The sequence below is a fragment of the Acidovorax sp. genome (assembly GCF_046339755.1).
Lineage (GTDB): Bacteria > Pseudomonadota > Gammaproteobacteria > Burkholderiales > Burkholderiaceae_C > Acidovorax.
In genome coordinates this window covers 1-21,764 of record NZ_JBKDTZ010000400.1, presented here as the reverse complement: position 1 = coordinate 21,764, position 21,764 = coordinate 1, and the positions used below count along the sequence as shown (strand labels likewise).

At 67.3% G+C, this 21,764-nt stretch carries 19 protein-coding genes and 1 pseudogene; 8 read left to right on the top strand and 12 right to left on the bottom strand.

The features are described 5' to 3' along the window. Nucleotides 1-22: 22 nt before the first annotated feature. The 6 genes from ACK59X_RS34175 to ACK59X_RS34150 all read right to left on the bottom strand — a co-directional run bounded on the left by ACK59X_RS34175 (nucleotide 23) and on the right by ACK59X_RS34150 (nucleotide 5,983). Nucleotides 23-1,177 carry an RDD family protein gene (locus ACK59X_RS34175; RefSeq protein ID WP_409963889.1) on the bottom strand — a complete coding sequence of 385 codons (1,155 nt, stop codon included), beginning with the start codon at nucleotides 1,175-1,177 and terminating at the stop codon, nucleotides 23-25. Between the two features lie 136 nt (nucleotides 1,178-1,313). Beyond that, complete coding sequence (gene proX, locus ACK59X_RS34170; RefSeq protein ID WP_409963887.1) at nucleotides 1,314-2,321, bottom strand: glycine betaine/L-proline ABC transporter substrate-binding protein ProX; 1,008 nt, start codon at nucleotides 2,319-2,321, stop codon at nucleotides 1,314-1,316. A gap of 31 nt (nucleotides 2,322-2,352) precedes the next feature. Continuing rightward, complete coding sequence (gene proW / locus ACK59X_RS34165) at nucleotides 2,353-3,594, bottom strand: glycine betaine/L-proline ABC transporter permease ProW (protein ID WP_409963885.1); 1,242 nt, start codon at nucleotides 3,592-3,594, stop codon at nucleotides 2,353-2,355. Then, nucleotides 3,591-4,844 carry a glycine betaine/L-proline ABC transporter ATP-binding protein ProV gene (gene proV, locus ACK59X_RS34160; protein ID WP_409963883.1) on the bottom strand — a complete coding sequence of 418 codons (1,254 nt, stop codon included), beginning with the start codon at nucleotides 4,842-4,844 and terminating at the stop codon, nucleotides 3,591-3,593. Before proV ends, proW begins: the two co-directional genes overlap by 4 nt. A 394-nt stretch (nucleotides 4,845-5,238) precedes the next feature. Continuing rightward, entirely contained in the window at nucleotides 5,239-5,364 is a 126-nt protein-coding gene (locus tag ACK59X_RS34155; RefSeq protein WP_409963881.1) for a hypothetical protein, read from the bottom strand. A 46-nt stretch (nucleotides 5,365-5,410) separates the two neighbouring features. Then, nucleotides 5,411-5,983 carry a YqhA family protein gene (locus ACK59X_RS34150; RefSeq protein WP_409963879.1) on the bottom strand — a complete coding sequence of 191 codons (573 nt, stop codon included), beginning with the start codon at nucleotides 5,981-5,983 and terminating at the stop codon, nucleotides 5,411-5,413. A 213-nt stretch (nucleotides 5,984-6,196) separates the two neighbouring features. Here ACK59X_RS34150 and acs point away from each other — a divergent pair, with 213 nt between their 5' ends. Next, nucleotides 6,197-8,194 (top strand): acetate--CoA ligase, encoded by a 1,998-nt coding sequence (acs, locus tag ACK59X_RS34145; protein ID WP_409963877.1) that lies wholly within the window; start codon nucleotides 6,197-6,199, stop codon nucleotides 8,192-8,194. 876 nt (nucleotides 8,195-9,070) lie between these two features. Beyond that, entirely contained in the window at nucleotides 9,071-9,541 is a 471-nt protein-coding gene (locus ACK59X_RS34140; protein ID WP_409963875.1) for a LapA family protein, read from the top strand. A gap of 143 nt (nucleotides 9,542-9,684) precedes the next feature. Here ACK59X_RS34140 and ACK59X_RS34135 read toward each other — a convergent pair whose 3' ends face one another. After that, nucleotides 9,685-9,990, bottom strand: a complete 306-nt coding sequence (locus ACK59X_RS34135) for a c-type cytochrome (RefSeq protein WP_409963873.1) — start codon at nucleotides 9,988-9,990, stop codon at nucleotides 9,685-9,687. 119 nt (nucleotides 9,991-10,109) lie between these two features. Between ACK59X_RS34135 and ACK59X_RS34130 the strand changes: the two genes are divergently transcribed. Further along, nucleotides 10,110-10,352: a TIGR04438 family Trp-rich protein gene (locus ACK59X_RS34130; protein WP_409963872.1), complete on the top strand. Its 243-nt coding sequence runs from the start codon at nucleotides 10,110-10,112 to the stop codon at nucleotides 10,350-10,352. A gap of 187 nt (nucleotides 10,353-10,539) precedes the next feature. On the opposite strand, the pseudogene ilvD reads toward ACK59X_RS34130, so the two are convergent. After that, nucleotides 10,540-12,246, bottom strand: a pseudogene (gene ilvD / locus ACK59X_RS34125) (dihydroxy-acid dehydratase). 163 nt (nucleotides 12,247-12,409) lie between these two features. Between ilvD and ACK59X_RS34120 the strand changes: the two are divergent. Together ACK59X_RS34120 and ACK59X_RS34115 are read left to right on the top strand one after the other, a co-directional pair. Further along, nucleotides 12,410-13,366, top strand: a complete 957-nt coding sequence (locus ACK59X_RS34120) for a LysR family transcriptional regulator (RefSeq protein WP_409963870.1) — start codon at nucleotides 12,410-12,412, stop codon at nucleotides 13,364-13,366. Nucleotides 13,367-13,616: 250 nt separating this feature from the next. After that, complete coding sequence (locus tag ACK59X_RS34115; protein WP_409963868.1) at nucleotides 13,617-14,885, top strand: hypothetical protein; 1,269 nt, start codon at nucleotides 13,617-13,619, stop codon at nucleotides 14,883-14,885. Nucleotides 14,886-14,937: 52 nt separating this feature from the next. Here the strand turns inward: ACK59X_RS34115 and bfr are convergent, their stop codons facing one another. Both bfr and ACK59X_RS34105 read right to left on the bottom strand, forming a co-directional pair. Beyond that, nucleotides 14,938-15,408 carry a bacterioferritin gene (bfr, locus tag ACK59X_RS34110; protein WP_409963866.1) on the bottom strand — a complete coding sequence of 157 codons (471 nt, stop codon included), beginning with the start codon at nucleotides 15,406-15,408 and terminating at the stop codon, nucleotides 14,938-14,940. Between the two features lie 126 nt (nucleotides 15,409-15,534). After that, nucleotides 15,535-15,978, bottom strand: coding sequence for a DUF4304 domain-containing protein (locus ACK59X_RS34105; protein ID WP_409963864.1), 444 nt, complete (start codon nucleotides 15,976-15,978; stop codon nucleotides 15,535-15,537). Between the two features lie 82 nt (nucleotides 15,979-16,060). On the opposite strand from ACK59X_RS34105, the gene lgt reads away from it, so the two are divergent. Next, the gene (gene lgt / locus ACK59X_RS34100) at nucleotides 16,061-16,900 is read left to right on the top strand and encodes a prolipoprotein diacylglyceryl transferase (RefSeq protein ID WP_409963862.1); all 840 of its coding nucleotides are present in this window, start codon (nucleotides 16,061-16,063) and stop codon (nucleotides 16,898-16,900) included. A gap of 7 nt (nucleotides 16,901-16,907) precedes the next feature. After that, complete coding sequence (locus tag ACK59X_RS34095) at nucleotides 16,908-17,960, top strand: serine hydrolase domain-containing protein (RefSeq protein WP_409963860.1); 1,053 nt, start codon at nucleotides 16,908-16,910, stop codon at nucleotides 17,958-17,960. Nucleotides 17,961-18,146: 186 nt separating this feature from the next. Here ACK59X_RS34095 and ACK59X_RS34090 read toward each other — a convergent pair whose 3' ends face one another. After that, on the bottom strand, nucleotides 18,147-18,575 hold the full coding sequence (locus ACK59X_RS34090; RefSeq protein ID WP_409963858.1) for a GNAT family N-acetyltransferase: 429 nt from the start codon (nucleotides 18,573-18,575) through the stop codon (nucleotides 18,147-18,149). A gap of 42 nt (nucleotides 18,576-18,617) precedes the next feature. Continuing rightward, nucleotides 18,618-19,538, bottom strand: coding sequence for a LysR family transcriptional regulator (locus ACK59X_RS34085; RefSeq protein WP_409963856.1), 921 nt, complete (start codon nucleotides 19,536-19,538; stop codon nucleotides 18,618-18,620). 104 nt (nucleotides 19,539-19,642) lie between these two features. Between ACK59X_RS34085 and ACK59X_RS34080 the strand changes: the two genes are divergently transcribed. Next, nucleotides 19,643-21,133 carry a M20 family peptidase gene (locus tag ACK59X_RS34080; RefSeq protein WP_409963854.1) on the top strand — a complete coding sequence of 497 codons (1,491 nt, stop codon included), beginning with the start codon at nucleotides 19,643-19,645 and terminating at the stop codon, nucleotides 21,131-21,133. Nucleotides 21,134-21,764: the final 631 nt, after the last annotated feature.

Sequence of the window (21,764 nt, the reverse complement as noted above, 5' to 3'; positions counted from 1 at the left end):
GGGACGGCGCCGCGCGGCCGGGCTATCTGGCGGCGCCCGCTACCGCGTGCCGGCAGCCGAAGGACAGGTTCTCGCGCGCGATGTCGTCGCTGCCGCACTGCCATTTGCCCAGGTCGCTCTGGCCCTTGCGCTTCTTCATCGTGGGCATATAGACCAGGTGCTTGCCGGCAAGCGGCTCGCCCGCCCCATCGGCAATGGTCAGGCGCACGACGCCATTGGCAGGCTCGATGGCCAGCGCCTTGAAGCCTGCCGGCAACTGCCCTGCCTGCGTGAGGCCGATGGCCGCCGCGCTGGCGGGGAAGCTGCCGCTGCCGCGGTAGTGGTTCTCCACCAGTTGCAGCACGGGGCGTGCGGCCTTGTCCAACTGGCGGACCTGCTCGCGGTGCGGGTTGTCGGGCTCGTCGCCTTGCTTCCACAGGGCAATCCCCACCATGACCGCAAAACTGAAGGCCGACAAGGCGCCCAGCACCACCATGGCCTTGAGGAACCAGCCGGGCCCGCGCTCCAGCGCCACGGCCTTGCGGATGGCGGTGTCGCTGGCCTGGTTGGAGACCACGAAGGTGCCCGTCATCGAGCTGTGCAGGCCGCGTTCGCCGAACAGGGCCGTGAGCACGCGGTGCAGCAGGAAGGGCACGGCCAGCGTGAGCCCCAGGGTCAGCGTGTACTTGAGGAAATGCCGCAGCATCGAGCGCGCCACACCAGGGCGCTCGCCCGTGCCCGTGGCGACGCGCATGCGCAGTAGGCGCTTGCCCGGCGAGCCCTGGCCCATCGCATCCATCAGAGCGGGTGCGAACAGGCCCAGCACGGCCAGCGCCAGTGCTGCCGGGTAGGCGGCATTGGGCGCCGCGTCGAAGGCGGGGCGGGCGAACACCCAGGCCAGCACCATGCCGATCGGCAGCACCAGCATCAGCAGCCCGTCGATCAGCGTGGCGCCCAGGCGCGCCAAGGTGCCGGGAAACACCTCGACCAGCTCGACCTGGTGCGCCTGCGCAGGCGCAGGCCGGGGGGCTGGCGCGGGCGCCTTGGCCGTGGGGAAGGCGAAGGGGGCTGGTGCCGGTGCTGCGCCTGCCTGCGTGCCAGCCACCGGCAGCGGCGCCTGGCAGCTGAAGCATTGGGTGTAGGAGGCGTGGTTCTGCCAGTTGCAGCGCGGGCATTGCATGGTGGTGCGGCGGGCCATCGTCGATGGCCGGCAAAGTGGGAAGCGGCCGGATTATGCGGCGCACGCCCCGCCGCCTGCGGTCCGCCGAGGCCACTTGTGGCCTGCACCACACACACTCACCCGAAAGAGTGAGACATTCCGCACACTTGCCCGTTTACTTCGCCGCCGCCAATGCCTGCGCGATCCAGCCGTCGAAGGTGGCCTGGTGCGCGCATATCCAGCCATCGGTGTGCCGCACCATGTCGGCCTGCGTGTTCTGGCCGCCCTGCATGGCCAGGTTCTGCGCATTGATGTCGCCCACGGGCAATTGCATCACCTCGAACAGCTTGGCCGCGGCCGGGTTGGCATCGGTGAACTGCTTGTTGGCAACGATGCGCTGGTGGTTGGGGATGAAGCCGTAGTTCTTGCCGTTGGGCAATTGCGTGTTCACCCCCGCCTGCTCGCCCGGCAGAGCGGTGTGCGGCACCTGCAGCCACACCACTTCCTGTCCGGGGCGCAGCAGGCCGCTGACCCAGTAGGGTGTCCAGGTGTAGTACAGGATGGGCTGGCCCTGCTTGAAGCGGGCGATGGTGTCGGCGATCAGCGCCGAATAGCTGCCCTGCACGTGGGTCACCGTGCCGGTGAGGCCATAGGCCGTGAGCTGGTGCTCGATCACGCCCTCGCAGCCCCAGCCGGGTGTGCAGCCCGTCAGGTCCGCCTTGCCGTCGCCGTTGGTGTCGAACAGTTTGGCGAGTTGCGGGTCCTTGAGCTGGTCGATGCGGGTGATGCCGTACCGCTCGGCCGTCTTCCTGTCGATCAGGTAGCCCTGCACGGCGTTCTGCGAGTAGCTGCCGGTGCGCGACAGCCTGGCGTCGCCCCCGGCGTTCCTGTAGAAGTCGGCGTGCAGCGGGTCCCAGTGGTTGGCCATGTACGTGGCGTCGCCCTGGGCGATGGCGACGTGGGCCGTGGGGTACTCCACCTCCTTGATGGGCTGAACGGTGTAGCCCAGCTTTTCAAGCGCGCGGCCCACCAGCAGGGTCTGGAAGGTCTCTTCGGCGATGGAGCTTTGCAGCGGCTGCACGGTGATGCCCTTGCCGGGCAGGTCGGCCGGCTGTGCCTGCGCGCCGCCGGCCAGGGCGAGCGCGGCCAGCAGGGCGGCTGTGCGGTGTCGGATCGATGGCATGGTGTGGTTTCCTTTCGTTATTGGCTGGCGGTCAGCGCACGGCACGGGCCAGTGCGGCCTGGGCGGACGATGTATCGGCCTGTGGTGGGGTGCTGGCGGGCCGCACCAGGCGGGCAAACAGGCGCAGCACCAAGCCCACGGGGCCGGTGTGCCACCAGCGGCGCGCGCCGCGGCGCGGCTGGCCCAGCGACTGGGTGATGCGGTCCAGCGTGATGGCCAGCAGCACGATGCCCAGGCCGCCCACGGTGGCCAGGCCCATGTCCAGCCGGCCGATGCCGCGCAGCACCATCTGGCCCAGGCCGCCCACGGCGATCATGGAGGCGATGACCACCATGGACAGCGACAGCATCAGCGCCTGGTTGATGCCGGCCATGATGGACGGCATGGCCAGCGGCAACTGCACCTTGACCAGCATCTGCAGCGGCGAAGCGCCATAGGCGCGCGAGGCCTCGATCAGGTCGGGCCGCACCTGGCGCAGGCCCAGGTTGGTCAGGCGCACCAGCGGCGGCAGCGCGAAGACGATGGTCACCACCACGCCCGGCACATTGCCGATGCCCAGCAGCATCACCACCGGCACCAGGTAGACGAAGGCCGGCGTGGTCTGCATGGCGTCGAGCACCGGGCGCATGAAGCGCTGGGCGCGGTCGCTGCTGGCCAGCACGATGCCCAGGGGCAGCCCGATCAGCACGCAGAAAGCCAGCGAGGTCAGCACCAGCGACAGGGTGACCATGGCCTCGGGCCAGATGCCCAGCAGTGCCACCAGCGCCAGCGACACCACCGTGCCCAGCGCCAGCGCACGGCCCGCGAACTGCCAGGCCAGCAGCCCGGCCAGCACGACCATGGCGGGTGCGGGCAGGCTGGTGAGCAGTCCCTCGATCCCGCTGAGCGTGCCGTCGATGGGCGCGCGCACGCTCTGGAAAAAGGGGCGGAAATGCGCCACCGCCCAGGAGAGACCCTGGTTGATCCAGGCCTCCACCGGCAGGGAGCCATCGAACAGCTGGTGCAGGTGCAGGCCGCCCGTGGCAGCGGGGTCCACGGTGCTGGCGGCGTCCACCACGGGCGTGGGGGCGTTGAGCCAGTCGGTCGCGCCTGCGCCACCATCGGCGGGCTGCATGGACGCCTCCCATGGGTCGACATACGGCGCGGGCTGGGCTGGCTGCGCCATGGCGGCATCGCTTGCCGCCCAGGGGCTGTGGTCGGGCAACAGGGGCAGCGGCGCCTCCGGGGCCATGGCAGGGAGCGTGGGGGTCATGGTCGTGGTGGTTTCGTTCATGCGGGGCTCCCGGTGGTGGCGTTCGATGGGGTGGGCGCAGTGGCCGGGATGGGTGGCGTATCCCGGTCCAGAAAGCGCAGCAGCGTGGTCTTGCTGATGGCACCGCGAAAGCGGCCATCGGCTTCCACCACAGGCAGCGCGCAAGGGGCCTGGGCCACCTGGCCGAACAGTTCGGCCACCGGGGCCTGGGCATCGATGGGCTCCACGCAGCCGATGTAGGCATGGTGCAGCCCCAGCGGCCCGGCATGGCCCTGCAGGGCCGAGCGCAGCGAGTCGGCCGACACGGTGCCCAGGTACTGTTTGGTGGGGCTGACCACGTAGGCAAAGTCGTCGTCATGCCCTTCGATGAGCTGCAGCGCCGCACGGGCGCCGCGCTCGCTGTGCTCGTTGACCACCGTCAGGCGCTTGCGCGCGATGTCGCCGGCCTTGAACACGGCGGCAGCATCCACCCCGCGCACGAAGCTGCGCACATAGTCGTTGGCCGGGGTGCGCAAAATCTCGTCGGGTGTGCCCACCTGCACCACCTCGCCGTCCTTCATGATGGCGATGCGGTCGCCGATGCGCATGGCCTCGTCCAGGTCGTGCGAGATGAAGACGATGGTGCGCCGGCGCACCTGCTGCAGGCGCAAGAGCTCGCTCTGCATCTCGGTGCGGATGATGGGGTCGAGGGCCGAGAAGGCCTCGTCCATCAGCAAAATGGACGGGTCGCTGGCCAGCGCCCGCGCCAGACCCACGCGCTGCTGCATGCCGCCCGACAATTCATCGGGGTAGCTCGCGCCCCAGCCAGCCAGGCCCACCTGGTCCAGTGCCAGGGCGGCCTGCCTCTGGCGCTCGGCACGGTCCACGCCCGCCAGTTCCAGCCCGAAGGCGGCGTTGTCCAGCACTGTCATGTGCGGCATCAGCGCGAAGGACTGGAAGACCATGCTGATGTCCTTGCGGCGCAGGGCACGCAGCGCGCGGTCGCTCAGGGCGTTGATGTCCTCACCATCCACCAGGATGCGGCCGGCAGTGGGCTCGATCAGGCGGTTGAGCATGCGCACCAGGGTGGACTTGCCCGAGCCCGACAGGCCCATGACGACGAAGATCTCGCCTGCGGCGATGGTGAAGCTGGCGTCGAAGACGCCGATGGACTGGCCGGTCTGGGCCAGGATGTCCTTCTTGTCCAGGCCCTGGCGGGCCAGGTCCAGTGCGGTCTGCGGCGCGTCGCCGAAAACCTTGAAGACATGGTCGATGCTGATTTGTTTGGCCATGGGGTGGGTCCTCCCTCGTTGAGTGACGGCTTGGTTCAACAGGCCTGGCCACCCGAAAGGGGGGCCAGGTGCGGAGGCCGGAAAAAGCAAAACCCTGATGCGGCAGCCGACCCGGCAGGCACGCGCAATGCAGTGCGTGCAGGGGCACGGAAACGGGGCTGGAAGAGATCGGCCCGAATGGCACGCGAAGGCGGTGCGCAAGGGCCTGGGTGCGCGCCGAAAGAGGTCTGGGCAGAGGACTTCCGGGGGCGCTGGCTCGGCGCCACCGCCAAGGGCGGCACCGTGCAGTGATGGGCATCAGGGCCGCAGATCCGGCCGAGGCGTCGGGGAATGGCTGTCTGTCAGAAAGAAGACAAGGCTGTGCCGACTGGGATTCGCCATGCAGGAAGGCGAATTACCTGAGTTGCAGGTTGTAAAACACCCCTGCATTGTATGTATTCAGTGCTTTTATGTCGAGAAAGCGGTTTTTTGCAGCCATGGTATACGCATGTGCGGCGCGCACGAGGATTTCTTCGGGCATGAAAAAGGCCGCTCGCGGCGGCCTTTCGGGAAGGAGGGCACCGCCCTCAGTGCCGCGCAGGCGGCGTGCTGTGCGCCATCAGGCGGTCCGTGGCGGCAATCGCCAGCGCGCTCAGCCGGAACACCACGTGGCTGTTGGTCTGCCACATCAGCACCGTGAGGTCGTAGTTGGCGGCGTTGATGAAGGTCTTGAGCAGGTGGATGGAGCTGATGCCGATGATGGCGGTGGCCAGCTTGACCTTGAGCACCGAGGCGTTCACGTGGCTCAGCCACTCGGGCTGGTCGGGGTGGTCTTCGAGGTGCAGGCGCGAGACAAAGGTCTCGTAGCCGCCCACGATCACCATGATCAAGAGGTTGGAGATCATCACCACGTCGATCAGCGCCAGCACCACCAGCATGATGATGGTCTCGTTGAGCGCGGTCACGTCCACATCGCTCTTGTAGCCGATGCTGGAGACCAGCGATTTCAGCGCATTGGTGTCGCCGAAGGCCGCCTCGATCAGGTGCACCAGCTCCACCCAGAAGTGGAAGACATACACCGCCTGCGCCAGGATCAGGCCCAGGTACAGGGGCAGCTGCAGCCAGCGGCTGGCAAAGATCAGCGAGGGCAGGGGGCGCATGGGGGCGGGTGTCAGGGGTGGCTTGGGAGCGGACATAAATGGGCTGGAGTGGGGAAGACGCGCAATTTTAGGGGGTGGCGCGTGACAGGTATTCGACCGGCCCGCAGGGGCTTGCGCGCCAGTTCTGTAAGCTTCGTGCCAGTCAGTGGCTTGTAAGTGCTGCGCAGGACAGTACCGGCCAAATCAATTCCATCAGACCCAGGAGACAACAAGATGAGTGCAGCTTCCACCTCCGCGATCGAGTCCGTGCTGGTCGAGAACCGCGTATTCCCCCCGTCCGAAGCCATCGTGAAGGCTGCGCGTGTATCCGGCATGGCCGGTTACGACGCCCTGTGCGCCGAGGCCGACAAGGACTTCGAGGGCTTCTGGGCCCGCCTGGCGCGCGAGAACGTGCAATGGAGCAAGCCCTTCACGCGCACGCTCGACCAGTCCAACGCCCCCTTCTTCAAGTGGTTCGACGACGGCGAGCTCAACGCCAGCGCCAACTGCCTGGACCGCCACATCGGCACCCCCACCGAGAACAAGGACGCGATCATCTTCGAGGCCGACGACGGCAGCGTGACCCGCGTGACCTACAAGGAACTGCTGGCCCGCGTGGGCCAGTTCGCCAATGCGCTCAAGGCCCACGGCGTGAGCAAGGGCGACCGCGTGCTGATCTACATGCCCATGACGGTGGAGGGTGTGATCGCCATGCAGGCCTGCGCGCGCATCGGCGCCACGCACAGCGTGGTGTTCGGCGGCTTCAGCGCCAAGGCGGTGCAGGAGCGCATCATCGACGCGGGCGCCGTGGCCGTGGTCACCGCCAACTTCCAGATGCGCGGCGGCAAGGAGCTGCCGCTCAAGGCCATCATCGACGAGGCCCTGGCCATGGGCGGCTGCGACACCATCCGCAACGTCTTCGTGTTCCAGCGCACCCCCACCGCCTGCAACATGGTGGAAGGCCGCGACAAGACCTTTGGCGAGATCCTTGAGGGCCAGTCCAGTGACTGCCCGCCCGTGCCCGTGGGTGCCGAGCACCCGCTGTTCATCCTGTACACCAGCGGCTCCACCGGCAAGCCCAAGGGCGTGCAGCACTCCACCGGCGGCTACCTGCTGTGGGCCAAGCTCACGATGGACTGGACCTTCGACCTGCGCCCGGACGACATCTTCTGGTGCACCGCCGACATCGGCTGGATCACCGGCCACACCTACGTGGCATACGGCCCGCTGGCTGCGGGCGCCACGCAGATCATCTTCGAAGGCATCCCCACCTTCCCGAACGCCGGCCGCTTCTGGCAGATGATCGAAAAGCACCAATGCACGATCTTCTACACGGCGCCCACGGCCATCCGCTCGCTCATCAAGGCGGCCGAGGGCGATGCCGCCGTGCACCCCGCACGCTCGGACCTGTCGAGCCTGCGCATCCTGGGCAGCGTGGGCGAGCCCATCAACCCCGAGGCCTGGATGTGGTACCACAAGAACGTGGGCGGCGAGCGCTGCCCCATCGTGGACACCTTCTGGCAGACCGAGACCGGCGGCCACGTCATCACCCCGCTGCCCGGCGCCACGCCGCTGGTGCCCGGCAGCTGCACGCTGCCGCTACCCGGCATTGCCGCCGCCATCGTCGATGAGGTGGGCAACGACATCGCCAACGGCACGGGCGGCATCCTGGTCATCAAGCGCCCCTGGCCCAGCATGATCCGCACCATCTGGAACGACCCCGAGCGCTTCAAGAAGGCCTACTTCCCCGAAGAGCTCAAGGGCTACTACCTGGCCGGCGACGGCGCCGTACGCAGCGCCGACCGTGGCTACTTCCGCATCACCGGCCGTATCGACGACGTGCTCAACGTCTCGGGCCACCGCATGGGCACCATGGAGATCGAATCGGCCCTGGTCTCCAAGACCGACCTGGTGGCGGAAGCCGCCGTGGTCGGCCGCCCCGACGACGTGACCGGCGAGGCCATCTGCGCCTTCGTCGTGCTCAAGCGCGCCCGCCCCACCGGCGAAGAGGCCAAGCAGATCGCCAACGAACTGCGCAACTGGGTGGCCAAGGAAATCGGCCCCATCGCCAAGCCCAAGGACATCCGCTTCGGCGACAACCTGCCCAAGACCCGCAGCGGCAAGATCATGCGCCGGCTGCTGCGCAGCATCGCCAAGGGCGAAGCCATCACGCAGGACACCTCCACGCTGGAGAACCCCGCAATCCTGGATCAATTGGCCAAGGCCAATTGATCCAGGAGGCGCCGCTCATGCGGCGCCAGCGCGCAGCGCTTGCGGGGTTTGGGGACACTCATATCGCCGCTGGCGATGTGATGTGGCCACATAACCCACGTCGTTTGGTCACCGCGCGTGATCGAAGCTGCGGGCCAATTTATCCAGGAGGCGCCGCTCATGCGGCGCCCGCGCGAAGCGCTTGCAGGGTTCGTGGACACTCATATCGCCGCAGGCGATGTGATGTGGCCACAGAACCCACGTCGTTCGGTCACCGCGCGTGATCGAAGCTGCGGGCCAATTGATCCAGGAGGCGCCGCTCATGCGGCGCCAGCGCGCAGCGCTTGCAGGGTTCGTGGACACTCATATCGCCGCAGGGCGATGTGATGTGGCCACAGAACCCACGTCGTTCGGTCACCGCGCGTGATCGAAGCCGCAGACCAACTGATCCAGGAAGGCCCCGTGTAAACACGGGGCCTGCGCGCAGCGCTTTCAGGGGTCGTGGCACCCCTATCGCGCGCGATGTGGTGCAGCCCGAAAATCCTTGTGGTGCGTTCGCCATTGGCGCCCGATGCGGCGGGCCTTCCGAGGGGAATTACAATTGGCCCTGTTCGTTCGCGCCTGGCGCGAGCGGTCCTTGTTTTCACGTTGCGAAGCCTTTCGGTCCCATGGGTTCCGATTGCCCCTTCCGGAGCGCTTTTCTCCCTCCCTCTCTTTTTCGTTTCGGGACGCTTCGCAACCTTTTTCTTCCGGCCGCCGCCCTCGGCGCGGCGCCCAGCGGCCTGTCCTGTAGGACAGCATCGGCAAACCGCTGCAAACTCTGTGATTGCCCGCGCTCCTGGGTTACAACCCGTTCAATCAGTCAATCGACGAATGAACGAAGAAAGGAGCCGAACCATGCAATTGCGATCCATCGTGCTGGTGCTGACCACGCTGGCCATTGCCGTCCTGGCGGTATTCAACTGGGCGGCGCTGTCCGCCACGGTGCCCGTCTACCTGGGTGTCACCACGCTGGAGGCCCCGCTGGGGTTGTTGATGCTGGGCCTCACAGGCCTGCTGGCCATCGTGGGCGTGGTCTATGTGCTCTCACTCCAGGGTTCGGTGCTGCTCGAAACGCGCCGCCACACCAAGGAACTGCAGGCCCAGCGCGAACTGGCCGACAAGGCCGAGGCCTCGCGCTTCACCGAGCTGCGCGCCTTTCTGGAGACCCAGCACCAGCAGATGCACACCGCGCTGCTGGCGCGCATGGACCACCTCGAAACCCGCCTGGCCGCCCGTGCCCAGGAATCGGACAACACCACGGCTGCCTACGTGGGCCAGCTGGAGAAGCACCTGCGCGCGCGCGGGGCCGACATGCATCTCGTGTAACGCACCCCCCCCCGCCTGCCTGCCTGCTTTCATTCAGGACAGGGCCCCAAAAGCACAACAGCCGCCCCACTGGCACAGTGGTGCGGCTGTTGCTGTTGTTTGGCAGGGAACGAGTGGATGCCCTGGTGGCGGTGGCTTTGTTCTTACTTCACCGTCAATATCCAGGCCGCCAGCTTCTTGGCGTCGGCCTCGTTCACCTGCGCGTTGGCAGGCATGGGCACGGGGCCCCACACGCCGCCGCCGCCCTTCATGATCTTGACTGCCAGCTTGTCCACGGCGTCCTTCTGGCCGGCGTACTTGGCCGCCACCTCCTTGTAGGAGGGTCCTACCACCTTCTTGTCCATCGCGTGGCAGGCCATGCAGCTTTTGGCCGTGGCCAGCGCCTGGTCGGCCATGGCGGGGGCCGCCACCGACAGCGTGAGGGCCAATGTGAACAGAGTGCGCTTCATGGTGGGGATTTTCCTGTGGGTTGGGTTACAGTTCTTTTAACGGAATTGTAGTGACTTGGGTTGACCCGGGCCCCCTTGGCCGCCAAGCCCCTGCGCACCCGTAATGATTGGAGAACGCTATGTACCTGCTTGCCATCGCCGTCATCCTGTCGGCCCTCAAATACCTGGAAATCGGCCCCGTGGCCAATCTGTCGTGGTGGGTGATTCTTGGCTTCTACGGTGCCACCATCGTCTGGTGGGCCTGGGCCGACACCACCGGCTATACCAAGCGCAAGGCCATTGAGCGCATGGAAGAGAAAAAGCAGGCCCGCATCAGCAAGCACAAGGAAGCCCTCGGCATGGCTCCGCGCAAACCGCGCTGAGGCGGATTTTGCGGCCTGTGGGCCGATGACCTTCGAAAGCGCCGCCGAGGATCCCGGTGGCTCATTCCTTTGCAACGAAAAAAGCCCGTACCGTTGGGTACGGGCTTTTTCATGTTTGCAGCAGACGCCAGGACTGTTGCGGAGGTGCGGGGCAATCAGTCGGCCATGACTTCACGCCCGCGACCCATCAATACGCGTCCAGCACAGCCCCCTTGCTCGCACTCGACGCATTGAACGCAAACTTCGCCTGCACGCCGCGCGTGTAGCGCGGGGCAGGTGCCGTCCAGCCGGCGCGGCGTTTGGCGATTTCTTCTTCGGGCACGTTCAGCTCCAGCAGCAGCTGGCGCGCGTCGATGGTGATGCTGTCGCCTTCGTTGACGAAGGCAATGGTGCCGCCGGCAGCCGCTTCAGGCGCCACGTGGCCGACCACCATGCCCCAGGTGCCGCCGGAGAAGCGGCCGTCGGTGATGAGGCCCACGCTCTCGCCCAGGCCTGCGCCGATGAGCGCTCCGGTGGGGGCCAGCATTTCGGGCATGCCGGGGCCGCCCTTGGGGCCCAGGTAGCGCAGCACCATCACGTCGCCGGCCTTGATCTTGCCGTCCAGGATGGCCTGCAGGGCCGACTGTTCGTCGTCGAACACGCGGGCGGGGCCGGTGATCACGGGGTTCTTCAGGCCGGTGATCTTGGCCACGGCGCCTTCGGGGCTCAGGTTGCCCTTGAGGATGGCCAGGTGGCCCTGCGCGTACATGGGGTTGTCGATGTTGCGGATCACGTCCTGGTCGGCGCGCGGCACATCGGGCACGTCCTGGAGCACTTCGGCGACCGTCTTGCCGCTGATGGTGATGCAGTCGCCGTGCAGCAGGCCGGCCTTGAGCAGCACCTTCATGACCTGCGGGATGCCGCCTGCGCGGTGCAGGTCCACGGCCAGGTACTTGCCGCTGGGCTTCAGGTCGCACAGCACGGGGGTCTGCTTGCGGATGCGCTCGAAGTCGTCGATGTCCCATTCCACGCCTGCGGCGTGGGCGATGGCCAGGAAGTGCAGCACGGCGTTGGTGGATCCGCCGGTGGCCATGATCACGGCCACGGCGTTCTCGATGGCCTTCTTGGTCACGATATCGCGGGGCTTGAGGTCCATCTTGATGGCCTCGATCAGCACCTTGGCCGATTCCTTGGCCGAGTTCATCTTCTCGTCGTGGGGGTTGGCCATGGTGGACGAATACGGCAGGCTGATGCCCAGGGCCTCGAAGGCGCTGGACATGGTGTTGGCGGTGTACATGCCGCCGCACGAGCCGGTGCCGGGGATGGCGCGCTTTTCGATTTCTTTCAGGTCGAAGTCGCTCAGCTTGCCGGCGGCGTTCTCGCCCACGGCTTCGAACACGCTCACGATGTTCAGGTCCTTGCCTTGGTAGCTGCCGGGCAGGATGGTGCCGCCGTAGACATAGATGGCGGGCACGTTGGCGCGCAGCATGCCCATCAGGCCGCCGGGCATGTTCTTGTCGCAGCCGCCGACCACCAGCACGCCGTCCATCCACTGGCCGCCCACGCAGGTCTCGATGCAGTCGCTGATGACTTCGCGGCTCACCAGGCTGTACTTCATGCCTTCGGTGCCCATGGCCATGCCGTCCGAGATGGTGGGCGTGCCGAACACCTGGGCGTTGCCGCCGGCTTCCTCGATGCCGGCGATGGCCGCGTCGGCCAGCTTCTGCAGGCCGCTGTTGCACGGGGTGATGGTGCTGTGGCCGTTGGCCACTCCGACCATGGGCTTGACGAAGTCGCCTTACTCGTAGCCCATGGCGTAGTACATGGAGCGGTTGGGCGCGCGGGACTTGCCCTGCGTGATGTTGGCGCTGCGGCGGTTGATGGGCTGGATCGGGATGGTCTTGCTGTCTGCCATGGCTGATTTCCTGGTGGGGGACTCGTTGTAGTGGATGGGGCACTCCTGCGGCCAGGGTGTCCGACGCTCTCGGGGTGCAAGTATGCGGCGTTTGCCGCTGCGTTTCCAATCCATTTCACCTGCTCGATTAATATGTAAAACGTATCACAGGCACATCACCGCCATGAAAGAAACCCTCATCGATGTCCGCGCCTGGCGCCAGTTCGTGGCCGTGGCGGAGGAACTGCACTTCGGCCGTGCCGCCGTGCGCCTGCACATGACGCAGCCGCCGCTGACCCAGGCGATTGCACAGATGGAGCGCTCGCTGGGCGTGGTGCTGTTCGACCGCACGCGCCGCCGCGTGGCGCTGACCCCGGCGGGCGAGGCGCTGCTGCCCGACGTGCGCGACCTGCTGGAGCGCGCGCAGGCACTGCCCGGGCGCGCGCGCGCCGCAGCGGCAGGCGAGGTGGGGCGGGTGCGGCTGGCCTTTGTCTCCACCATCGGCTTCGAGCGGCTGCCCGAGTGGGTGCGCGATTTTCGCGTGCTGTGCCCGCAGGTGGCGCTGGAGCTGGTGGAGGCCACGGGCGACGTGCAGCGCGCCATGTTCGCGCGCGGCGAACTCGATGCCGGGCTGGTGCTGCATTCGCCCGGCGCAGCCCCGCCCGAGCTGGCGCGCCTGCCCGTGGCGGAGGAGCCCCTGGTGCTGGCCCTGACCGAGCGCCACCCGCTGGCCCAGGCGCCGCGCCTGGATCTGGCCGCCGTGCTGGCCGAGCCGCTGGTGATCTTTCCGCGGCGCATCGTGCCCTCGCTGCACGACGCGGTCTTTGCGCTGTACCACGCGGCCGGGCGTGTGCCCGTGGTGGCGCAGGAAGCCATCCAGATGCAGACCATCGTCAACCTGGTGTGGGGCGGCCTGGGCGTGGCCTGGGTGCCCGAGAGCGTGACGCAGTTCCGCCGCGAGGGCGTGGTCTACCGGGCGGGCGATGCGTTCGGTCCGGCAGCGTCCAAGGCGAAGGCAAGAGCTGCCGCCGCATCGCCGCTGCCCGTGTGCGAGACCAGCCTGGTCTGGCCAGCGGCGCTGAACAACCCGGCGCTCGCGCGTTTCATCGACTTCGTGCGCGAGCGCTCGGCGGCCGTTTAGAGCACCGCCGCAATGGCCGGCAGCGGCTTTCGTCCCATGGGCTGTAATGACAAGAGCTCCATAGAGATGGCCTTGCGCGGCGCGTGCGGCGGGAGATTGTGTGCACATTGTTAAAAATCCAAAATTTGCTGGTCATCCTTCGCGCAAGCGCTATCCTGCAAACAAAAGGGGGTCTGACAAGCCCGGAACCCGCAACCGGGCTTGGGTCCGTCCACTGCACACTTTGAGGACACTGCGAATGTCTTTTCCCTTGAGGTTTCCCCGAGAGATGGAGTGGTTCCTGAGAGCCGGGGAGCTGCTGCGCGCCATCCAGGGTGACCCGGGGCGGGTGGACCTGGTTCTTGCGCTGCAGCAACTGCTCATTCGCCGCCTGGCAAGGCTGCAGCTGCGCCATGGCCGCCTCCAGCGCGCCAGGCTGCGCCTGAAGCAGCGCCTGCTGAGGGACCGGTTGATCGGGGAGAAGGCACGCGCTACGAAGGAGCTGGTGCTGAAAATCCAGGACCGCTGCGATGGCCTGGAGCACCTGCGCTTTCTGTACCGCTGTTTTGGCGATGGCCTTGCGGCGGTCTACCATGCGCCCCGCGACCACCGGTATTTCTACTTCGAGCAGAGAACGCTGGCCAGGGACCGTTCAGGGTCCGCCTTGGGGACGCCCCTGTTCCGCAGGCAGTACCGCGCCCTGCGGCTGGGGATCGGGGCCGGCCTGCCGGTGGTTCTGACCGAGGTGACGAACATGCTCCGGCAAGGCGATGCCTGCGTGCTGGCGGGCGACGAGCCCCAATCCCTCGAACTGGGGTCTTTCGCGCAGCCGGGCTCGGCTGGAACGCTGCGGCGACACGAGCTGCTGCGCACCATGAAGCTGCTGGCGCGCAAGGGGCCATGGCCGGTGCAGGCCCATCCCCAGGCCCTGGAGCACCAGGCGCACCTCAACGCCTGCGTGCAGCAGGCCATGGCGCACGAAATTGCCCAGGCGCAGGCCGAACCGGGCCTGCGCTATGTTGCCGTGCGCAGCGACCGCTACCTGCGCGACCCGGATTGCCTGCAGGGGTTCAAGGGGGCGAAGTCACGCTCGACCATGTCGATCCAGGTCGCGCCCGAGATGGCCTGGGTGCCGATGCAGCCGTTCACCCTGTCCATGGAAGCCGGCCACGCCGCGCTGTTCATGCAGGGGGCGTTCCAGCTGTTCGTCGACATCGACGTGAAGGTGCTGGTGTCCCACTTCGCGTCGCTCGGGGTCCATGCCATGGCCCTGATGGACGGCGTGACGGCGCTCGAGATCGCCAGCGACCCCGATGACCTGGGGCATGGGGCCTACCGGATCAGTGAGGTCATCTTTCAGCGCATTGCCTGCGAGTTCATCTCGCTGCAAGGTTTTGCCCAGGAGATGGCCGGCGTGCTGGAGCTGGCGCAAACCCCTGGGGAGCACGATGCCGGTGACGGGGATCTGCTCTTTGCACCGCCGCCTGATGGGGACGAGGTGCGCAACTACTACGACGACGAAGGCCCGCGCCTGCATTGAGCGGGCGCCTGTGGCGCACGCACGCAGGCGCGAGGCGCCTGCCGGGGGAAGGTCAGGCCGACGCCTGGGATTGCAGGTAGTTCTGCAGGCCGATCTTGTCGATCAGGCCGATCTGCTTTTCAAGCCAGTAGGCGTGGTCTTCCTCGGTGTCGCGCAGTTGGGCCAGCAGCAGGTCGCGGCTTACGTAGTCACCCACGCTTTCGCACAGGGCCATGCCGTCGCGCAGGGCGGTGCGCACTTCGTACTCGGTGGCCAGGTCCTTGCGCAGCATCTCGGGCACGGTCTCGCCGGGCGTGAATTCCTTGGGCCGCATGTCGGGGCGGCCGCCCAAAAAGAGGATGCGGCGCAGCAGCGCGTCGGCGTGCTGGGTTTCTTCCTGCATCTCGTGGTCCAGGCGGGTGTAGAGCTTGATGAAGCCCTGGTCCTCATAGATGCGCGAGTGTGCGAAATACTGGTCGCGCGCAGCGAGTTCGCCGCGCAGCAGATCCTTGAAATAGTCGATGACCTGTGGGTTGCCCTGCATGTTCTTTTCCTTGTTACAGGCAGAAGTATCGCGCGCCCAGGGGGCTTTGTGGGGGAAACCCCCGGGGTGGCGCTCTGCATGCGTACAGGGATCAGAAGCGTTCTCATTGGGCGGACCACCTGCCCCTCATCCGTGCGCCTTCTTCAGTGCCATCGCATCACGGGCCGTGGCCACTGCTGCCAGGCGCGGCAGCACGATCTGCGTGAGGTCGTGCGCGACCAGCGCGGCCAGCGCTTGCGGGCTGTGCTGCTCCAGGTGGTACCAGTGGTCCCGGCCATGCGTGAGGTAGCCCATGCGCAGGCCAGCAATCCACAGGGCAGGGTCGTCGCACCAGAAGTCGGCCAATGTCGCGGGGGCCACTTGCTGGAACGACACATTGCCAGTGAAGCCGAACGAATCCTTTCCGTTGGAGCGGCTGCCTTCGTAGCTCACATACTGGAACACCTCGCCCACGGGCCGGCGAAAGCTCTGCTGCCCCTTCACTTCGAAACCCGCCGCCTTGAGCGGCGGCGCGATGGTGTGGCGCAGCAACTGCTTGAACTCGGCCTTGAAGTCGCGTGGGGTGTCCATGCGTACATGGTAGGGGGCCTGGCCCACTCTGTAACAGGGCTTTCACGGGGGCCCGCGGCAGCTTGGGCACAATACCGCCCAAATGCTGACCTACCCCCAAATCGACCCCATCGCCCTGCAAGTGGGCCCGCTGGCCATCCACTGGTATGGCCTGACCTATCTGGCGGCCTTCGGGCTGTTCATGCTGCTGGGCATTGCCCGGCTGCGGCACCAGCCCTTTGCCTCCATCACCGGGCCGGGTGCCTGGACGCGCAAGGACGTGGAGGACATCCTGTTCCTGGGTGTGGCGGGCGTGGTGATCGGCGGGCGCCTGGGCTACTGCCTGTTCTACAAGCCAGGCTACTACCTGAGCCATCCGCTGGAGATTTTTTACGTGTGGCAGGGCGGCATGGCCTTCCACGGCGGGCTGCTGGGCGTGATCGTGGCCATGATCTGGTTCGCACGCTCGCGCCAGCGCCCCTGGCTGCAGGTGGCCGACTTCGTGGCGCCCTGCGTGCCCACGGGCCTGGCGGCCGGGCGGGTGGGCAACTTCATCAACGGTGAACTCTGGGGCCGCTTTGCCAGCCCAGACCTGCCCTGGGGCATGGTGTTTCCGCAAAGCGGCTCGATGCTGCCGCGCCACCCCTCGCAGGTCTACCAGTTCCTGCTGGAAGGGCTGCTGCTCTTCGTGCTGCTGTGGCTGTACGCCCGGCGCGAGCGCCGCGAAGGCCAGGTGGCCGCGGCCTTTTTGATCGGCTACGGCAGCTTCCGCTTCATCGCCGAGTACTTCCGCGAGCCCGATGCGCACCTGGGCATCCTCTCGCTGGGCATGAGCATGGGCCAGTGGCTGTGCGTGCCCATGATCGTGGCGGGCATCGCGATGTGGCTGTGGGCCGCCAAACGCGAGGGCGGGTCGCACGCGCTCACCCCCTCCAAGCCCTGATCGCCCCGTGGCCCTGACCCGCCGCCAGCTTCTGTGGGGCAGTGCGGCGGCAGCGTCGCCGCTGCTGGCCTCGTGCGCGGCGGACCTCACGCGCTACCAGGGCCAGTCCGTGGCCGAGGTGGCTGCCGGCCTGGGCGTGTGCGCGGCGGCGTATGCCACGCTGCGCGCCGGCCAGGTGCAGCCGACCATGGTGGCCGGCCACTGCAATGCGGCGCCGGACGCCGTGTTCCAGGCCGCCTCGCTGACCAAGCCCGCGGTGGCCTACGGCGCGCTGCGACTGGCCCTCGCCGGCCAGCTCGATCTGCAGGCTCCTGTGTCGCACTACCTGCCGCAAGGCTATGTGCATTACCAGCACGTGCTGCGGCGCGCACCCGGCGATGCCAGCGACACCGTGCCTGCGAGCACGCTGGCGCGCATCCCGGTGGCCAGCCTGCTCCAGCACACTTCGGGCCTGCCCAACTGGACCGGTGGCACGCTGGCGCCGGGCTTCGAGCCGGGCACGCGCTGGCGCTATTCGGGCGAAGGCTATGTGTTGCTGCAGGCGGTGATGGAAGTCATCACCGCCACCCCCATCGCCGCATGGATGGACGTGCAGGTCTTTGCGCCGCTGGGTATGCGCGATTCAAGCCTGGTGTGGCGCAGCGCCTACGAGGGCCGGGCCGTGCATGCCCATGGCGCCTCCGCTGGCATCCGATGGAGCGCGCCCGTGGCCGCTGCTTCGCTCTACACCACGGCGGGCGATTTTGCGCGCCTGCTCTCGGCCTTCGTGGCCGATGAGCGGCTGCTGGCGCTGGTGCTGTCGGCCCCCGTGGTGGTCGACAAGCCCCTGGGGCTGGAGTGGGGCCACGGCTGGGGAATCGAGCGCGCACCCGCCGGCCCCATGCTCTGGCAGTGGGGCAACAACCCGGGTTTCCGCAACTTCGCCTTGGTCTCGGCCACCTCGGGCGATGGCTTCGTGCTGCTGACCAACAGCGACCGGGGCATGGCCCTGGCCGCGCCGCTGGCGCAGCAGGTGCTGCCGGGCGAGCACCCGGTGTTCAGGTCGCCACTGCTGGGCTGAAGCTCCTTAGAACCTGTTTACGATCTACCAGGGGGGCACGCAGCGGCCTTGGCGGGATGGGATGCCAGGCGTGGTGTGCAGTTGATAGCCCGGCAATCAACAAGCGCCGCGACGAGGCAGACCGCCCGCCAAGGCCACTGCCCGAAGGGTTGGAGCGCAATCCCCTGCGAGATCGTAAACAGGTTTTTATTCCAGCGGCTTGCGCATCAGCGCCAAATACTGGCCCTGGATGTAGTCGTCGATGCGCGCGTACTCGCCATAGCCCTGCTTGAGATAGAAATCGCGTGCCTGCCACTCGAAGGTTTCGAGCTTGGCATTTCGGGCTCCCAGCGCCTTGCCCTGGGCTTCTGCCATGCCCAGCAGGCGTGCGCCCAGGCCTTTGCCACGCTGGTCCTCGGCCACCCACAGCACATCGGTCTGCAGCCAGTAGACGAACACGTAGGAGCGTATGCCGGCCACCAGGCGGCCGTGGCGGTCACGCACGTCCAGGCGCACGGGCTGCACCTGCGGGTACTCGCCCACGGTGCGGTAATTGAACTCCCGCAGGTGCTTGCCCAGCGTGCCGGCCTGCAGGTCTTCCGGTGAGGGCGGAGCAAAGGTGAACGAGAAGGCCATGGATGCGAAGGCGGGGCTGGATGGGGCGGCGATGATACCGGCTCAGCCGGCCGAACCCGCCTCCTGCAACCAGCCCTGCACCTGCTGGCGCAGGCCGTCCAGAACCGGATTGGGAGCCCGCGCCACGCGCTGCACCCAGGCGATGTGCGACTCCAGCCCCCGGGTGGGGATGTCGAGCGGCACCAGACGCCCCTGGGCCAGCAGGGCCGCCGCAGGGGCCATGACGCCCATGTACAGCGCATCCGTGTGGCAGGCCACGTCCAGCAGGTCGGGCACGGACTCGCTGGCCAGGCCGATGAGCACCTCGGGGTGGGCCTGCAAGCCCAGGCGCTGCACCAGCAGCCGCCCGACGGCCGCGCTCATGCCCGTACAGGCCACGGGGAACTCCGTCAGCTCGGAAAACGCCACGGGGCGGCGCTGGGCCAGCGGGTGCCCGGGGCGGGCCAGCACCCCGGTGGGCAGTTGCACCAACCGGTGCACCTCCAGATCGGCGTGGGAGCCGGGCAGGGAGTGGTAGTCCGTGACCAGGGCGTCCAGCGTGCGGTCGCGCAGCGCCTGGATCTGGTGGGACTGGGGGCCGCCGCTCAACTGCAGGCGCATGCGGCCCGCGTCGCGCGCCGCCAGGCGCAGCAGGCGCGTGGCCAGCAGGGCGTGGGGCGTGGCGCTCATGGCCAGGCGCACGGAGCCGGCTTCGCCGCTGACCTGGTGGCGTACCACCTGGTGCAGTTCGTCGGCCTGGGCCACCACCTGGCGCGCATGCTCCAGCACCGTGCGGCCAATGGGGGTGAGGGCGTTGCGCTGGCCTCTGCGCTCCACCAGCTCCGCGCCCAGGTGCGCCTCCAGCATGGCAATGCTGCGGCTGAAGGCGGCCTGCGAGCGCCGGGTGCTGTCCGCCGCGCGGGTGAAGCTGCCGCTGTCGGCCAGGGCGATGAAGTGGCGCAGCTGGGCGATGGTGGTGCTCATGCGGAAAGTCGAACGAAACGACGTGAATTATGCATTGGACGAACATTTCGTTACCGGTTTAGCATGGGTATCGCATTCCCTATCCGAAGAAAGATCCGACCGACATGATCAAGAAACTCCTGCTGGGGCTGCTCGCTTTGGTGGTGCTGCTGGCCGTGGCCCTGGGCATCAATACCGCACGCAAGGGCTCGCGCCAGCTGGACGTGGCGCCGATTGCCAAGTTGCCGGTGGACGATGCCGCCGTGGCCGGCCGCCTGGCCGAGGCCGTGCGCCTGCGCACCGAGTCCTCGCGCGACGATGCCAACTTCAGCGCTGGCCAGTTCCTTCAGTTCCACGCGCTGCTGCAGCAGCGCTTCCCCTTGGTTCACGCCAAACTCAAGCGCGAAGTGGTGGGTGACCTGAGCCTGCTCTACACCTGGCCCGGCAGCGATGCCAATGCCGCCCCGGTGATGCTGATGGCCCACCAGGACGTGGTGCCCGTGGCCCCCGGCACCGAGGGCGACTGGGAGCAGCCCCCGTACTCGGGCGCCATCGATGGCGGCTTCGTCTGGGGCCGCGGCTCCTGGGACGACAAGGGCAACCTCATGAGCCAGCTCGAGGCCGTGGAGATGCTGCTGGCCAGCGGCTTCAAGCCCCAGCGCACCATCTACCTGGCCTTCGGCGCCGACGAGGAGGTGGGCGGCCTGCGCGGCGCCGCCAAGATCGCCGCGCTGCTGCAGGAGCGCAAGGTGCGACTGGACTTCGTGATCGACGAGGGCCTGTTGATCCTGGACGGCGTGATGCCCGGCCTCTCCAAGCCCGCCGCCGTGATCGGCGTGGCCGAGAAGGGTTACATGTCGGTGGTGATGAAGATGTCGGGCACGCCCGGCCATTCGTCCATGCCGCCGCACAAGGGCAGCAGCGCCATCGCCATGATGAGCGATGCGCTCAGCCGGCTGGACGCCGAGCAGATGCCCGGCGGCATACGTGGTGTGGCGGGCGAGCTGTTCGACACGCTGGCCCCCGAGATGGGCGGCGTGAACCGGGTGGTGCTGTCCAACCTGTGGCTGTTCCGCCCCGTGGTGCAAAAGCAGCTCGAGGGCGCGTCCAGCACGAATGCCATGCTGCGCACCACCACGGCGCTGACCATCGTGAACGCCGGCAACCGCGACAACGTGGTGCCCGGCCGCGCCGAGGCGACGGTCAATTTCCGCCTGCTGCCCGGCGACAGCAAGGAGCAGGTGCTGGAGCACATGCGCAGCAAGATCAGCGCGCCCACGGCGCAGTACGAGCTGAGCCCGTTGCCCGGTGCGGTCGATGCGTCGATGGTCGCGCCGACCGACTCTACCCAGTATCGCCTGCTCAACCAGACCATTCGCGAGATCTTTCCTGACGTGCTGGTGGCCCCGGGGTTGATGGTGGCGGGGACCGATTCGCAGCATTACGGTGCCATCAGTGACCACATCTTCAAGTTCTCGCCGGTGCGTGCTGATTCGGAAGACCTCAAGCGCTTCCATGGGACCAACGAGCGTCTTGAGATTGCCAACTATGCGGACGCGATTCGCTTCTACCACCGGCTGATTGGGCAGGTCAGTCAGGTGGGTGCCAAGCCTTGATCGGGTTGCTTCTGGGTTTGTGTGCTGGTGCTGGTGCGCATGGTTGATGTGTGCCTTGGCTGAGGGCGGGAGCCGGGATGTGCGCCCGGCGGCGCAGTAACTTTCTCTTGCGTCGCCAAGAGAAAGTCACCAAAGAGAAGGCGACCCCCAGTCTGCGTCCCTTCGCTTCGCTGCGGGCAACCTGCGGTGCTCCGAACTGGGGTGGGCGTCGATGAACTCGCTTCGTGCTTCGCACTCCGCTCAAACAGCATCGACGAGCCAGAAGACGAAGTGCATGTGTCCTTCGGCACATGCACCCACCCCAGTTCCTGCGCTCCTCGGCGCAGCCAGCAGGGGTGGGGAGCGGGTACCAAGCGACTGCTGCTATGGCAGCTGCGCCGGGTGTCGGTTACGCGCCGCGCGCTGCCGACGGGCGGCGCAGCCGCCCTGGCGAGCCGAGCGCAGCGAAGGACCACAGGCCGAGCGAAGCAATGGCCCGTGTGGGGCCCGTTCCCACCCCCTTCTGACCGTGCCGAGAAGCGCAGGGCCTGGGGTGAGCGCGTGCCGAAGGACACGCGCATCGTCATCTGGCTCGCCGAAGCTGTTTGACCGGAGCTGCCTCGCAGAGGCAGCGCAGGGAGTTCTTCGGCGT

Excerpts from the sequence above, each read along its gene's own strand:
- ACK59X_RS34175 (WP_409963889.1), bottom strand. The coding sequence starts at position 1,177 with ATGGCCCGCCGCACCACCATGCAATGCCCGCGCTGCAACTGGCAGAAC.
- proX (WP_409963887.1), bottom strand. The coding sequence starts at position 2,321 with ATGCCATCGATCCGACACCGCACAGCCGCCCTGCTGGCCGCGCTCGCC.
- proW (WP_409963885.1), bottom strand. The coding sequence starts at position 3,594 with ATGAACGAAACCACCACGACCATGACCCCCACGCTCCCTGCCATGGCC.
- proV (WP_409963883.1), bottom strand. The coding sequence starts at position 4,844 with ATGGCCAAACAAATCAGCATCGACCATGTCTTCAAGGTTTTCGGCGAC.
- ACK59X_RS34155 (WP_409963881.1), bottom strand. The coding sequence starts at position 5,364 with ATGCCCGAAGAAATCCTCGTGCGCGCCGCACATGCGTATACCATGGCT.
- ACK59X_RS34150 (WP_409963879.1), bottom strand. The coding sequence starts at position 5,983 with ATGCGCCCCCTGCCCTCGCTGATCTTTGCCAGCCGCTGGCTGCAGCTG.
- acs (WP_409963877.1), top strand. The coding sequence starts at position 6,197 with ATGAGTGCAGCTTCCACCTCCGCGATCGAGTCCGTGCTGGTCGAGAAC.
- ACK59X_RS34140 (WP_409963875.1), top strand. The coding sequence starts at position 9,071 with ATGCAATTGCGATCCATCGTGCTGGTGCTGACCACGCTGGCCATTGCC.
- ACK59X_RS34135 (WP_409963873.1), bottom strand. The coding sequence starts at position 9,990 with ATGAAGCGCACTCTGTTCACATTGGCCCTCACGCTGTCGGTGGCGGCC.
- ACK59X_RS34130 (WP_409963872.1), top strand. The coding sequence starts at position 10,110 with ATGTACCTGCTTGCCATCGCCGTCATCCTGTCGGCCCTCAAATACCTG.
- ACK59X_RS34120 (WP_409963870.1), top strand. The coding sequence starts at position 12,410 with ATGAAAGAAACCCTCATCGATGTCCGCGCCTGGCGCCAGTTCGTGGCC.
- bfr (WP_409963866.1), bottom strand. The coding sequence starts at position 15,408 with ATGCAGGGCAACCCACAGGTCATCGACTATTTCAAGGATCTGCTGCGC.
- ACK59X_RS34105 (WP_409963864.1), bottom strand. The coding sequence starts at position 15,978 with ATGGACACCCCACGCGACTTCAAGGCCGAGTTCAAGCAGTTGCTGCGC.
- lgt (WP_409963862.1), top strand. The coding sequence starts at position 16,061 with ATGCTGACCTACCCCCAAATCGACCCCATCGCCCTGCAAGTGGGCCCG.
- ACK59X_RS34090 (WP_409963858.1), bottom strand. The coding sequence starts at position 18,575 with ATGGCCTTCTCGTTCACCTTTGCTCCGCCCTCACCGGAAGACCTGCAG.
- ACK59X_RS34085 (WP_409963856.1), bottom strand. The coding sequence starts at position 19,538 with ATGAGCACCACCATCGCCCAGCTGCGCCACTTCATCGCCCTGGCCGAC.
- ACK59X_RS34080 (WP_409963854.1), top strand. The coding sequence starts at position 19,643 with ATGATCAAGAAACTCCTGCTGGGGCTGCTCGCTTTGGTGGTGCTGCTG.